Raw genomic sequence first — 13184 nt, 5'->3', positions numbered from 1 at the left:
TTACGGAGTTGCGGTTGCCTGGAGAGTTGCGGTTTCCGGCGCCCAGTCCTCCGGGACTGGTTCGGAGGCGGGCGCGTTGCTGGTGACGTCCACGAAAGAGCCGGATTCCACGGATTCGGAAATCGAGACCATGGTGTCCAGCACGTGGTAGGCCAGTTCGCCGGTGGCGCGGTGCGGGGCGCCTGAGCGGAGGGCACGGGCCATGTCCAGCACGCCCAGGCCGCGGCCGTTGGCCGGTCCTGTGGAGGGAATGATCTCGGGCTCTTCCGCGCCGGGGCGCCAGAGCTTGAGGTCGCCGTCGAAATAGTTCGGGTCAGGCAGCGAGAGCGTGGCCTCCGAGCCGGTGATTTCCACGAAACCCATTCGCTGGCGCGGCGATTCGAAGGAGAACACGCTGTGCGAGGATGCGCCGCTTTCGAACTGCGCCATCGCGGAGACATGCGTGGGGACCTCGACGGCGAATTCCTCCCCGGCCTTCGGACCGGAACCGATCACGCGGGTCGCCTTGGCGGACGAGCCGACGGCGGCCACCCTGCGGACCGAGCCGAAGGTCTGGATCAGTGCGGTGAGGTAATAAGGGCCCATGTCGAACAGCGGGCCGGCGCCGTGCTGGAACAAGAAGGCCGGGTTCGGGTGCCAGGATTCAGGGCCCGGCGTCTGGAAAGTGGTCATCCCGGTCAACGGCGTGCCGATATCACCGCGCTCGATGATGCGGCGGGCGGTCTGCAACCCGGCGCCGAGGAACGTGTCCGGGGCCGTGCCCAGGCGCATCCCCGCGGCGTCGGCGGCTTTGAGCAGGCCAAGTCCGGATTCACGGTCCAGCGAGAACGGCTTCTCGGTCCAGACATGCTTGCCGGCAGTGACCGCGGCCGTTGCAACCTCGACGTGCGCTGCCGGGATGGTCAGGTTCACGATGATTTCGACGTCGGGATGGTTCAGTGCCTTGTCTACCCCGCCCCACTCGGCGATCCCGTATTCCCTGGCCCGCGCTTCGGCAGCCTCTTCGAAGAGGTCCGCGATCACCAGGACCTTCAGATCCGGGAAGGTGGTGAGGTTGTCAAGGTATTGCTTGCTGATGTTGCCCGCACCGATCACGGCGACACCGACGGGCCCCTTCCGGGTGGAGGGAGAGAACCTCATGCCCCTGCCTCCTGGGAAATAGTTCCCTCGGCTGCCTGCGCGCTGGCTGCGGCGGTCAGGAATGCCAGGCTCTCGGTGATGCCCTCAAAAATATCGCCGGAGTAGTCATCGAACTCCACCACGCCAACTTCCAGCGATTTGGCTGCGGCGATGACGTCCAGGACCGGGATGGTGCCCTGGCCGGCGGGCTGCTGGGCTTTGGTGTCCGTGGTGGCCGGTCCGTCCTTGATGTGGATGAGTTTCACCCGGTCACCCAAACGAGTCAGGAGTTCAACGGGATCCTGGCCACCCACGGCAACCCAGTAGGTGTCCACTTCGAGGACTACATCAGGGTCCAGCAGACCTTCGAAGTACTCCAAGGCAGTCTTACCTTCAACGGTGGACTCCAGCTCCCACGCATGGTTGTGGTAGCCCACCCGGATGCCGTATTCAGCACCCTTCTTCGCCGCTGCATTGAGTTTCACCGCCGTGCCCTGGATAGTCCCGGCATCCTGCCAGTGCTCCGCCGGGAGGAAGGGATCAATCACGGTGGTGATGCCCAGTTCCTTGGCGGCGGCGAAGATCTCGTCCTGGTCCTGGCTCAAAAGCGGTGCGTGCCCGGAAGGAGCAGTAAGGCCGTTCTCCTTCAAGGCGGCCCCGAGTTCCTTGGCGGTGGCCACGAAGTTGTACGGTTCAACCTGCCTGAAGCCGATCTCGGCGACCTTCTTGATGGTTCCAGGCAGGTCCTCCTGGATGGCGTTGCGAACGGTGTAGAGCTGGAGTGAATACGACATTTGCGTTCCTTTTGATGATCGCCCGGTGTTGCCCTGTGTTGCCCGATATTGGTTGTAGTGGCTGTTGGCTCTACTTAACAGTGAACCTACTTAACTGCTCCTGACGAGAGCCCTGCCACCAGATGTTTCTGGACCAGGATGAATCCGATCAAGACGGGCAGGCTGACCACAACCGAAGCAGCCATGAGTTGGTTCCAAAACACGTCCGATTCACTGGCGTAGGCCTTGAGCCCCAAGGACAGCGTTTTTGTGGCCTCGTTGGTGAGCACGGATGCGAACAAAACCTCGCCCCAGGCGGAGATGAATGAATACACGGCAACTGCGATGATGCCTGGCTTGGCCACAGGGAGGATCACACGGAACAGTGCTCCCATCCTGCCGGTGCCATCGATCATCGAAGCCTCTTCCAGTTCTTTTGGAATCGAGGCAAAGTAGCCGCTCAGCATCCAGATGGCGAAAGGCAAGGTGAACGTCATATACGTGATGATCAGCCCGAGGTAGGAGCCCTGCAGCTGCAAGCCGGTCATGTTGCGGATCTGGGTGAAGATCAGGTATAGCGGCAGGAGGAACAAGATGCCGGGGAACATCTGGGTGGAGAGGACAGTCAGGCTGAAGGCGCGCTTCCCCTTGAACTGCAACCGGGCAATGGCGTAGGCGGCAAGGACTGCGACCGTCACTGAGCACGCTGTTGCGCAGACGGTGATGATGAGGCTGTTCTGGAAGTACTTGGCCAGCGGAACCGTGGTCCAGATGTCCAGGTACGGTGACGCGGTGATTTCCCGGGGAATCCACTGGAAGAGCCCTGAGACATCCTTAAGGGGTTTCAGCGAGGTGGAGACCACCACGAAGAGTGGAACCGCCACCCACAAGGACAGGATGGTCAGGACCACGTTCCTGAGGATCCGGAAGTTGCGTGTCTCAATCATTGTCGGCTCCCTTTGGCAGCACCATGCGGATGTAGAAAGCGGAGGCAATGAACAGCGCGATCAGCAGCAGTACGCTCATTGCGCCGCCGAGGCCGAAGTTCCAACTGCCGAAGGAGTTTTGGTAGATCAACGGGGAAATAAGGGTGGCTTCCTTGGGAGACGTAGCTCCGAACAGGACGAAGGGAACGTTGAACTGGTTGAACGTCCAGAGCGACATCACCATGAGCAGCACGCCGTTGGCCGGGCGGACCATGGGCAAGGTGATGCGTCGGAACTGCTGCCAGAGCGTAGCGCCGTCAATGGCTGCTGCCTCGTAGACGTCGGTGGGAACGTTTTGCAGGGCCGCCATCAGCATGAGGAAGGCGAACGGCCACAACTGCCATACGTTGACTATCACCATGGCTCCGAAGGAGTTCTCGCCCAGCAGCCAGAAGGGGCGTTCGTCGCCGAAGAGGTGAAGCGTGTCCACCAGGATTTGGTTCACGGCACCATCGCGCTGATTGAACATGAAGGCCCAGGCGATGGTTCCTACGTAGGCCGGGAGTGCGTAAGGGACCAGGAAGAACGTGCGAAGAAGAGCACGTCCCCTGAAGTTGGAGGACAGGAAAACCGCGCCTGCCATACCGAGGACCCAGGAGAAGCCGACCACCAGGATGGTGTAGCCCAGCGTGCGGCCAACCGTGCTGAAGAAGGCCTGGCCGATGGTGCTGTCCGGGTTTAGCCCGTTGATGAAGTTCTGGAGCCCCACGAACGGCGCGTTGAGCCAGTTGGTGAGGTTGAGCTGCGTCAGGGAGATGAACGCGATCCAGATCCCAAGGAGCATCGGGCCGATGTGGATGAGGAGTTCAAGAATCGCGGCCGGAAGGATCAAGCCGTAAGGGAGGAATGAGCGACGCCTTTTACGTACAGGCGGTGTGCTTGCTGCCCGTGCTTGGCCGGGCTCGGGATCAACGGCAGGGGTGCTGCCTGCAGCGGCCGGGCCGCTGTCCAATGCTGAATGGGACATGGAAACTCCTTTGCCGGAGCGGGGACACCACTTTGTGGTGGCGTCCCCACTCACTGGGCCTGGTTACTGGGCCGCGGCCATCTGGTTGTTGGCGTCCTTGAGGGCCGCCCGGATGTCGTCTTCGGAAACAGTTCCCGTTGCTGCTTTGGCAAAGAGGTTCTTGATTGCCGTGCCGGTGAGGGTCTCCATCTGACCTTCTTTGGCGATCAGCGGCATGGGCAGGGAGTGGTTGGCCAGGGCGTCATTCTTGGCCTTGACTTCTTCGGTCTGGAAGGCTGCATCGCTCGACGCTGCGGTGACTACAGGCAGGGAGGAGTAGGCCTTGTTGAGGGCAATCTGTTCTTCGTCACTGGTCAGGAACGCGGCCAGCTTAATGGCATTTGCCTTGTTGTCGCTGTTCTTGAAGACACTGAGGTTGATACCGGCCACGTGGCTCTGGGTGCCACGGTCACCGGTAGCTCCGGCGGTCATCATGGGGATAGGGGCTACACCCCAGTCCTTGAAGTCGCGCGCAGCGAAGTTCTTCAGCGGGCTCTGGTCGAACATCATGGCGGCCTTGCCGTTGATGAGGTTGTCCACCTTCTGGCTGCCCTGGCTCAGTTCAGCGTCCGACGGCGACATCACCTTCTCCGTGGCCATCAGGTCTACGAACTGCTTGACACCCTCTACCTGGGGATCGCTGTCAAAGGTGGGCTTTCCGTCCTTATCGAACAAGGTGCCACCGTTTTGCAGGCCACGAACGAAGGCTTGGTGCGAGTTGGCGGAAACGGATGCTCCGGCGGCGGTGAAGCCCCACTGATCGGGCTTGCCGTCACCGTTGGTGTCCTTGGTGAGCTTCTTGGCATCAGCTACAAACTCGTCCCAGGTTGTGGGGGCCTTCTCGATCCCGGCTTCCTTGAACAGCTTGGTGTTGTAATACATGTTGTAGGCCAAACCGTAGAGCGGCACGGACGTGGGGGTCTTGCCCTCCGCGCCACCGGTGGACCAGCTGGTCTTCAGGAAGCGGTCTTTGCCGCCTACGGCCTCGAGCAGTTCACCTTCCACGGGCTCGAAAGCGCCCGTCTCCTGAAGAGTCACGGCCCACGTGTTGCCGATGTTCAGGACGTCAGGACCGTCGCCACTGGTAACGGCCGTAAGAATGCGGTTGTAGAGGTCGGTCCAGCTGATGACTTCCAGCTGTACCTTTACTCCGGTCTTTTCGGTAAAACGATCCAGCGTCGGCTTCAGCTTGGCTGCGGTGTCGTCCAGGCTGTTGCCTTGGTCCGATGCCCAGTACGTGATGGTGTCACTGCTTGCTTGTGGACTGCCGCCGCCACCGCAGGCGCTGAGACCCAGTGCCAAGGCTGCCGTCGCGGCAACCGCCGATAGGACTTTCAGGGGATTCTTCATGATGCTCCGGTTTTCTCGTCGTCGAGCTGGTGCTGGCTGAAACTAGGCTGAAAGCGTTGCTGCCGTGGGATCCCAATCCTCGGGCAGCGCGGGGACCTGTGCTGCGGAACTTTCCACATCCACGAAGGCTCGGTTGTCGATTGACTCCGCGATGGAGGCCATCGTGTCCAGGATGTGGAACGCAAGTTCACCCTGGGCGCGGTGTGGCCGGCCCTCACGGATGGCGCGGGCCATTTCCAGGACGCCCGCTCCACGGCTGGCAGTTGAGCCGACCGAAGGGACGGTTGTCCAATCGTCGGAGCCGAGGGCGCAAATCCTGATGTCGCCGTCGAAGTTGTTCGGGTCCGGCAACGCGATGGTGGCCTCCGAACCGGTGATCTCCACGAACCCTGCGCGTTTGAGCGGGGAATCGAAGCTGAAGATGCTCTGGGCAGATTCACCGTTCTCGAACTCCAGGATGGAGCTGACGTGGGTGGGGACCGTGACGTCGAACGTCTCGCCAGCCTTGGGACCCGAGCCGATCACGCGTGTTTCGCGGGACTTGGAACCGAAAGCGCCCACCTTGCGGATGCTGCCGAAGGTCTGCACAAGCGTGGTCAGGTAGTAGGGGCCGATGTCGAACAGAGGGCCCGCACCGTCCTGGAAGAGGAAGGCGGGATTCGGGTGCCAGGATTCCGGACCCGGCGACTGCATCAAGGTCAATGCTGTCAGTGGAGTGCCGATGTCGCCGCGTTCGATCATCCGGCGGGCAGTTTGGAGGCCGGCGCCGAGGAACGTGTCCGGGGCGCAACCCAGCCTGACGCCGGCTGCGTCGGCTGCCTTGAGCAGGCCCAAGCCACTTTCCCGGTCCAGGGAGAACGGCTTTTCGCTCCAGACGTGCTTGCCTGCGTTCACGGCCTGCGTGGCAACTTCCACGTGGGCAGCGGGGATGGTCAGGTTAATGACAATCTCCACCTCCGGGTGGCCGAGGACAGCATCAATGCCGCCGTGCACGGGAATGCCGTACTCGTTGGCCCGGGTGGCTGCGGCCTCCTCGAACAAGTCGCCGATCGCCACAACGCGGACATCAGGGAAGCTTGTAAGGTTGTCGAGGTACTGCTTGCTGATGACACCTGCGCCGATGATGCCGACGCCCACTGGGCCTGAACCGACAGGGCTTGATGTCAGAGAACCGAAGGCGGCTCCTGCTGCGTGGCTCATGCGGACACCTTCCCGGCGTTGAGGTAGTTGTAGCTGTCTTCTACGGCATCGAACATGTCGCCCTGGAAGTCGTCCAGTTCCACGACTGCTGCTTCAAGTGAGCCGGCGGCGTTCAAGACGTCCCAGATAGGCATCTGGCCGGCACCAATGGCGAGCTGGCTCGAGGGGTCCGAGGTTACGGGACCGTCCTTGACGTGAATGAACTTCACGCGGTCACCAAGCCGGGCCAGGAGTTCAGCGGGGTTCTGGCCTCCTACTGCTGCCCAATACGTGTCGAGCTCCAGCACAACCTCAGGATCGAGGTGGTCGGCCAGGTGTTCGATGGCCGTTTTGCCATCGATGACGGACTCAATTTCCCACCAGTGGTTGTGATAACCGACGCGGACGCCGTACTCGGATCCTTTGGCAGCGGCCGCGTTGAGCTGTTCCGCGGTGGCCTTGATGTCCTCGATGGTGTTCCAGCGCTCGATCGGAACATGCGGGTCAATAACAGTTCCGATACCCAGCTGCTGCGCAGCGGCAAAGATTGCGTCCTGGTCATCGCTAAGCAAGGGAGCGTGGCCGGACGGCGCGGTGAGGTTGTTCTCCGTCAAAGCCCGCTTCAGTTCTTCGGCCTTGGTAACAAAACGGTATGGCTCAACCATGGTGAAGCCGATATCGGCCAAGCGCTGGATGGTTCCCGCCAGATCCTCTTCAAGGGCCTTTCGGACCGTGTAGAGCTGGATCGAATATGACACTGTCTCTCCTCGTCGTTGTGGTGGAGGCAAATCGATGCCGTTGATTTCCGGCATCCAAGGGGGTGATGTGCTGCTCTTCACAACCTAGGGGGACTTTTGTCGAGCGTCAAGCAAAAGTTGAAATATCGCCGATAAACTTCTGCTGCATGACACGCATAAGCAATCGTGCTTCACTAATGGCATGACCTCAGGACCCGGACACCAAGGCGGAAAAGACGCCCCCGCGCAGGACGCAGGTAACCTTTCACGTGCCGGGGACCTCTTCCAGCTCCTCCGGGACGGCCAGGCCCGGACCCGTGCTGAGCTTGCCCTCACCACAGGACTCGCCCGCTCCACCGTCGCTTCCCGCATCGACGCCCTGATCGGATCCGGTCTCGTGGGCCCTGCCGGTGAGGCAACATCCAGTGGCGGCAGGCCGCCGTCGCGCTTTGCCTTCAACCCGGCCGCGCGCGTAGTCCTGGCCGTCGACGTCGGAGCGACCCACGTGATTGTCGCCGTCACAGACCTCAATGGAAGTGTCCTCGCCGAACGGCGCCTCTCGCAGGAAGTCGCGGACGGCCCCGAGGTTGTGCTGGGCAAGGTCATCAGCGCGGGCCGCGAATTGCTCGCCGAAGCGGGACGGGAACCGGGCGACCTCGCAGGAATGGGTATCGGCCTTCCGGGCCCTGTGGAACACGCCACCGGACGGCCGGTCAAGCCGCCCATCATGCCCGGTTGGGACGGATTCGACGTCGTCCCTTACGTCCAGCGCTCACTGCCAGTACCCGTGCTGGTGGACAACGACGTCAACATCATGGCGCTCGGCGAACGGACAGCCTACTGGCCTGACCACGAGAATTTCCTGTTCATCAAAGTCGCCACCGGCATCGGCGCAGGGATCATCAGCAGCGGCCAGCTGCAACGCGGCGCCAACGGCACTGCAGGGGACCTCGGCCACGTGAGGGTGCCCCGCGGCGACGACGTCCTCTGCCGTTGTGGCAACTATGGATGCCTCGAAGCGCTCGCCTCAGGTCCCGCCGTCGCGCGCCAACTCAAGGCGCAAGGGCTCGAAGCCGCCACGGGAGCGGACGTTCTCCGCCTGGTAGCCGAAGGAAATTTGCAGGCCATCCAGGCGCTGCGGCAGGCGGGACGGGACGTCGGGGATGTGCTGGCCACAGTGGTCAACCTGCTCAATCCGTCCATGATCATCATCGGCGGCAGCGTGGGGGAGGCTGGCGAACACCTGGTTGCCGGCATTCGCGAGGTTGTGTACCGGCGCTCGCTGCCGTTGGCCACCACGCACCTGCGGATCGGTATTTCCATGGCCGGTGACCGGGCCGCAATTCTGGGCGCCAGCCAGATGGTGACGCAGTACGTGCTCTCACCGGCAGTGATTGAAGCCACGCTCCAAGCAACGGGATAGACGCCGTTTGTGACCGGATGGCCGGTGGCGCCGTGATAGCAATGAAGGTGATGAAAACGTTTCCCGCCACCTTTCAACGCACGCCATGAGCCAGTTCCTCGCCAAAGTTCCCCGGGGATGGTTGATCCTTGCCTGCATTGGGCTGATCGCGCTCAACATGCGTGGGCCGTTCGTAGCCGTGGCCCCCGTGGTGGATTCGCTGCAGGCCGACCTCGGATTCTCGCCAGTTGAACTGGGTCTGCTGACCGGTATCCCCGTGCTCTGCTTCTCGCTTGCTTCGCCGCTGGCATCGATGGCCGGCCGCAGGTTGGGTGCCGAATTCGCGGTGATGCTCACGCTGCTCGGCGTGCTGGCCGGCGTCGTGATCCGCTCCAGCGGCGGTGGTATTCCGGTGATGGTGGGGACGGTGATCATCGGTGTGGCTATTACGATCGGCAATATCGCCGTGCCGCTCATCATCCGGCGCGACTTTGCGCCGCGGCGGCAGGCAACTGCAATGGGCGTCTACACGGCGGCGCTGAACATCGGGTCCTTCCTTACCTCGGTGGCCACTGCGCCGCTTGCTGAACTGGTGGGCTGGCGGCTTTCCCTCGCGGCGAGTGCACTCCTGGCCTTGGCCGCAATCCTGTTCTGGGTGCCAACTGTTGGTGCGCGCCGGGCGTTTGTGCCATCCGCGGTTCCGGCTGCTTCTCCCTCCGGGCCGGGGAAGGTTGCCGGCGTGGCCTGGCTAACCGCTGGCCTGACGCTTGGCTTCGCCGGCCAAGCGTTCTCCTATTACGGGGTCACAGCGTGGCTGCCGAGCTTCCTGTCTGACGAGCTCGGCATGGGCGCCGCCGAGGCCGGTGCAGGCTCATCGCTGTTCCAGATCTTCGCGATTGTGGGCGGTCTGGGTGTACCGCTCTTGGCCCGCTTTGCCAGTACGACGACGGTGGCCGTCACCTTGAGTGCGTTGTGGCTGACCGTTCCCGTGGGCTTGCTCCTGGCGCCTGGTTTGTGGTGGATGTGGTCTTCCATGGGCGGCATTGCGCAGGGTGGCGGCATCACGGTCGTGTTCATTGCCATCATCAAGTTCGCCAAGGACCAGGCCTCGGCAGGGAAGATGTCCGCCGTCGTCCAAGGTGTGGGCTACCTGGTTGCAGCCTTGGCGCCAACCGTCATCGGGTACGTCCATGGAGTGTCCGAGGGCTGGACCGTGCCGCTGCTGGTGATCCTTGGTTCGGTGCTCGCGTTCTGTGTGTGCGTTACGTTGTCCGTGCGCTGGGTGGCCCGGCAGCGGTAGGTGAGTGCCGCCGTCGGGTTTACCCAACTAGGTCGCAGTTAAGCGCGTTTTGAGCCGTCAAAACGCGCTTAGCTGCGACCTAGTTGGGTGGATACTCCGCTGCTGGGCTGCCTCCCCGACCATCGGGGTCACTTGTTGCGAAGAGTGCAGGCAGCCCAGCGTCGGCGCTCGGTGTGTCGCTCGACCCAGGGCTAGGCGGCGACGAGTTCCTCTTCCGTGGCCTCTTCACGGGCTTCGGTGAGGAAGCGGGCGTAGGCCGGGATTGTCAGGAAGGTGGGGAATTCCTCGGCCAGGGTGACTTCTTCGAAGATGGCGCGGGCGTCAGCGAAGCGGTCTCCGTCGAAGCGTTCCAGTCGGGCGTATTCCTCGTCCAGCATGTCCTGGACCCATTCACGGCTGATGATGTCGCCTTGATCGGTGATGGCGTGGGAGTGGATCCATTGCCAGAGCTGGGAGCGGGAGATCTCGGCGGTGGCGGCGTCTTCCATGAGGTTGTGGATGGCCACGGCTCCGTTGCCCCTGAGCCAGGACTCGATGTAGCGGATGCCTACCTCGATGTTCAGGCGAACGCCGGCCTCGGTGATGGTGCCTTCGGTGCTGGCGATGTCGATCAGCGCCCGGTCATCCGGGGTGACGTCCTCGCGGCTGCGGTCCAGCTGGTTCGGCTTGTCACCGAGCACGGAGTCGAACACTTCGCGGGCCACGGGCACTAGGTCCGGGTGGGCAACCCAGGAGCCGTCGAAGCCGTCGTTGGCTTCACGGGTCTTGTCTGCACGGACCTTCTCGAACGAGGCCTGGTTGGCGGCTTCGTCCTTGCGGTTCGGAACAGCTGCAGCCATGCCGCCGATGGCCATGGCACCGCGGCGGTGGCAGGCCCGGACGAGTTGTTCGGTGTAGGCGCGCATGAACGGCTGGGTCATGGTTACCTGGCCGCGGTCCGGGAGTACGAAGCGCGGGCCGCGGGTGCGGAAGTTCTTGATCAGGGAGAAGATGTAGTCCCAGCGGCCGGCATTCAACCCCGAAGCGTGGTCCCGCAGTTCGTAGAGGATCTCTTCCATCTCGAATGCGGCGGTGATGGTTTCGATCAGCACGGTGGCGCGAATGGTGCCCTGAGGGATGCCGAGCAGGTCCTGGGCCAGGACGAAGATGTCGTTCCACAGGCGGGCTTCGAGGTGGTTCTCGATCTTGGGCAGGTAGAAGTACGGGCCCTTGCCCTGGGCGAGAAGGCGGCGGGCGTTGTGGAAGAAGAAGAGCCCGAAGTCCACTACGCCACCGGCGATCGGCTTGCCGTCGATGAGCATGTGCTTCTCGGGCAGGTGCCAGCCACGGGGACGGACCACGATGGTGGGCAGGTCCCCTGCAGGCTTGAGCTTGTATTCCTTGCCCTCGGGGGAGGTGAAGTCGATGCGCCGTTCCAGCGCGTCGGTCAGGTTCAGCTGGCCCTGGATGACGTTGCGCCACGTCGGTGTGGAGGAATCTTCCATGTCGGCCAGCCACACCTTCGCACCCGAGTTCAGGGCGTTGATGGTCATCTTCTTATCCACCGGGCCCGTGATCTCCACGCGGCGGTCCTCCAGGCCCGGAGCCGGGGGAGCGACGCGCCACGACGGGTCATTCCGGATGGCCTCGGTCTGCGGCAGGAAACGGGGATCCTGGCCACTGGAAATCTGGTTGCGGCGGGCATGCCGTGCCTGCATCAGCTCCTGACGACGATCAGCCGTAGCCCGGTGCAACTTGCCGATGAACTCAAGGGCGTCCGGCGTGAGGACCTCGTTCTGCCGGCAAATGGGCTGCGCGGTGATGGTGATGCCGTTGATAGTGAAGTTGTCGGTGAAGCTGTTCATGGGAGTGTCCTTTCAGGGACCCAACTGAGTCGCAGTAGATGCCGTTTTGGACGTTCATAACGGCATCTACTGCTACTTACTTGGGCAAGTTTTAGTGGAACTGGCCTTCTTCGGTGGATCCCACCAGGGCCAGGGTGGATGCGTTCGGGTTGAGCGCGGTGGCGATGTCGTCGAAGTAGCCGGTGCCGACTTCGCGCTGGTGCTTGGTGGCGGTGTAGCCGCGGGACTCGGAGGCGAATTCCTTCTCCTGGAGTTCGACGTAGGCGCTCATGCCTTCACGGGCGTAGCCGTGGGCGAGGTCGAACATCGAGTAGTTCAGGGCGTGGAAGCCGGCCAGGGTGATGAACTGGAACGTGAAGCCCATGGCACCGAGTTCGCGCTGGAACTTGGCAATGGTGCTGTCGTCCAGGTGCTTGCGCCAGTTGAACGACGGGGAGCAGTTGTAGGAAAGCATCTGGTCCGGGAACTCTGCCTTGACCGACTCGGCAAACTTGCGGGCCAACTCCAGGTCCGGTGTGCCGGTCTCCATCCAGATGAGGTCCGAGTACGGCGCGTAGGCCTTGGCGCGGGCGATGCAGGGTTCGATGCCGTTGCGGACCTTGTAGAAGCCCTCGGCGGTACGTTCGCCGGTGATGAATTCCTGGTCTCGCTCGTCGACGTCGGAGGTGATCAACGTTGCGGCTTCGGCGTCGGTGCGGGCGATGACGACGGTCGGGGTACCGGCGACGTCGGCTGCCAGGCGTGCTGCGTTGAGGGTCCGGATGTGCTGCTGGGTGGGGATCAGAACCTTGCCGCCGAGGTGACCGCACTTCTTCTCCGATGCGAGCTGGTCTTCCCAGTGAACGCCCGAGGCGCCGGCGGTGATCATGGACTTCATGAGTTCGTAGGCGTTCAGCGGGCCACCGAAGCCGGCTTCGGCGTCGGCGACGATCGGAACCAACCAGTCCTCAACAGTCTTGACGCCCTCGGCATATTCGATCTGGTCTGCGCGAAGCAGGGCGTTGTTGATGCGGCGGACAACCTGGGGGACGGAGTTGGCCGGGTAGAGGGACTGGTCCGGGTACGTCTGGCCCGAGAGGTTCGCGTCCGCGGCAACCTGCCAGCCGGAAAGATAGATGGCACGGAGGCCGGCCTTGACCTGCTGCACAGCCTGGTTGCCGGTCAGGGCACCCAGGGCGTTGGTGTAGCCGCCGGTGGGAGCCTCCTCGGTGAGCTGCTTCCACAGCTTCTCGGATCCGCGGCGGGCCAGGGTGTGCTCTTCAGAGACGCGACCGCGGAGGCGGACGACGTCGGTGGCCGAGTAATCACGGGTGACGCCTTCCCAACGCGGGTTGGCGGACCACTCAAGTTCCAGCGCTGCTGCCTGCTGCTCTGCAGTCTGTGCGGACTCTGCTGGTTCAAATGATGCGGTCATTGCATGTCTCCTTGGTGGTGCCCGGGCCGGCTTCCGCTGCGTCTTTGCTGCGTCGGCCGGCTTACCGGGGGTCT

At 62.8% G+C, this 13184-nt stretch carries 11 protein-coding genes; 2 read left to right on the top strand and 9 right to left on the bottom strand.

Annotation, left to right across the window (positions count from 1 at the left end; all coding sequences use genetic code 11):
* From AC6I97_RS21000 to AC6I97_RS20970, 7 genes are all read right to left on the bottom strand, one after another.
* Positions 1–1140, bottom strand: coding sequence for a Gfo/Idh/MocA family protein (locus AC6I97_RS21000; protein ID WP_497946661.1), 1140 nt, complete (start codon positions 1138–1140; stop codon positions 1–3).
* A complete protein-coding gene (locus AC6I97_RS20995) occupies positions 1137–1913 on the bottom strand; it encodes a sugar phosphate isomerase/epimerase family protein (RefSeq protein WP_497946660.1) in 777 nt (258 codons plus the stop codon). Before AC6I97_RS20995 ends, AC6I97_RS21000 begins: the two co-directional genes overlap by 4 nt.
* A gap of 86 nt (positions 1914–1999) precedes the next feature.
* Positions 2000–2839, bottom strand: coding sequence for a carbohydrate ABC transporter permease (locus AC6I97_RS20990; protein WP_224094246.1), 840 nt, complete (start codon positions 2837–2839; stop codon positions 2000–2002).
* A complete protein-coding gene (locus AC6I97_RS20985) occupies positions 2832–3845 on the bottom strand; it encodes a carbohydrate ABC transporter permease (protein ID WP_224166390.1) in 1014 nt (337 codons plus the stop codon). The genes AC6I97_RS20990 and AC6I97_RS20985 overlap by 8 nt, the downstream gene beginning before the upstream one ends.
* A 63-nt stretch (positions 3846–3908) precedes the next feature.
* The gene (locus AC6I97_RS20980; RefSeq protein ID WP_224094248.1) at positions 3909–5234 is read right to left on the bottom strand and encodes an ABC transporter substrate-binding protein; all 1326 of its coding nucleotides are present in this window, start codon (positions 5232–5234) and stop codon (positions 3909–3911) included.
* 42 nt (positions 5235–5276) lie between these two features.
* A complete protein-coding gene (locus AC6I97_RS20975; protein WP_224166391.1) occupies positions 5277–6434 on the bottom strand; it encodes a Gfo/Idh/MocA family protein in 1158 nt (385 codons plus the stop codon).
* Positions 6431–7171, bottom strand: a complete 741-nt coding sequence (locus AC6I97_RS20970) for a sugar phosphate isomerase/epimerase family protein (protein WP_497946659.1) — start codon at positions 7169–7171, stop codon at positions 6431–6433. Before AC6I97_RS20970 ends, AC6I97_RS20975 begins: the two co-directional genes overlap by 4 nt.
* A gap of 181 nt (positions 7172–7352) precedes the next feature.
* Between AC6I97_RS20970 and AC6I97_RS20965 the strand changes: the two genes are divergently transcribed.
* Both AC6I97_RS20965 and AC6I97_RS20960 read left to right on the top strand, forming a co-directional pair.
* Entirely contained in the window at positions 7353–8573 is a 1221-nt protein-coding gene (locus AC6I97_RS20965) for an ROK family protein (RefSeq protein WP_497946658.1), read from the top strand.
* Between the two features lie 85 nt (positions 8574–8658).
* Positions 8659–9852, top strand: coding sequence for an MFS transporter (locus AC6I97_RS20960; RefSeq protein WP_497946656.1), 1194 nt, complete (start codon positions 8659–8661; stop codon positions 9850–9852).
* A 191-nt stretch (positions 9853–10043) separates the two neighbouring features.
* Here AC6I97_RS20960 and aceB read toward each other — a convergent pair whose 3' ends face one another.
* Positions 10044–11696, bottom strand: a complete 1653-nt coding sequence (gene aceB / locus AC6I97_RS20955) for a malate synthase A (RefSeq protein WP_497946655.1) — start codon at positions 11694–11696, stop codon at positions 10044–10046.
* Positions 11697–11787: 91 nt separating this feature from the next.
* Positions 11788–13110 (bottom strand): isocitrate lyase, encoded by a 1323-nt coding sequence (gene aceA, locus AC6I97_RS20950; RefSeq protein WP_497946654.1) that lies wholly within the window; start codon positions 13108–13110, stop codon positions 11788–11790.
* Between the last annotated feature and the right edge of the window lie 74 nt (positions 13111–13184).

The organism is Arthrobacter sp. TmtSoilC48 (assembly GCF_059739425.1).
Note: the sequence above shows the minus strand (reverse complement) of the source record. Positions and strands in the feature narration are given on the sequence as shown.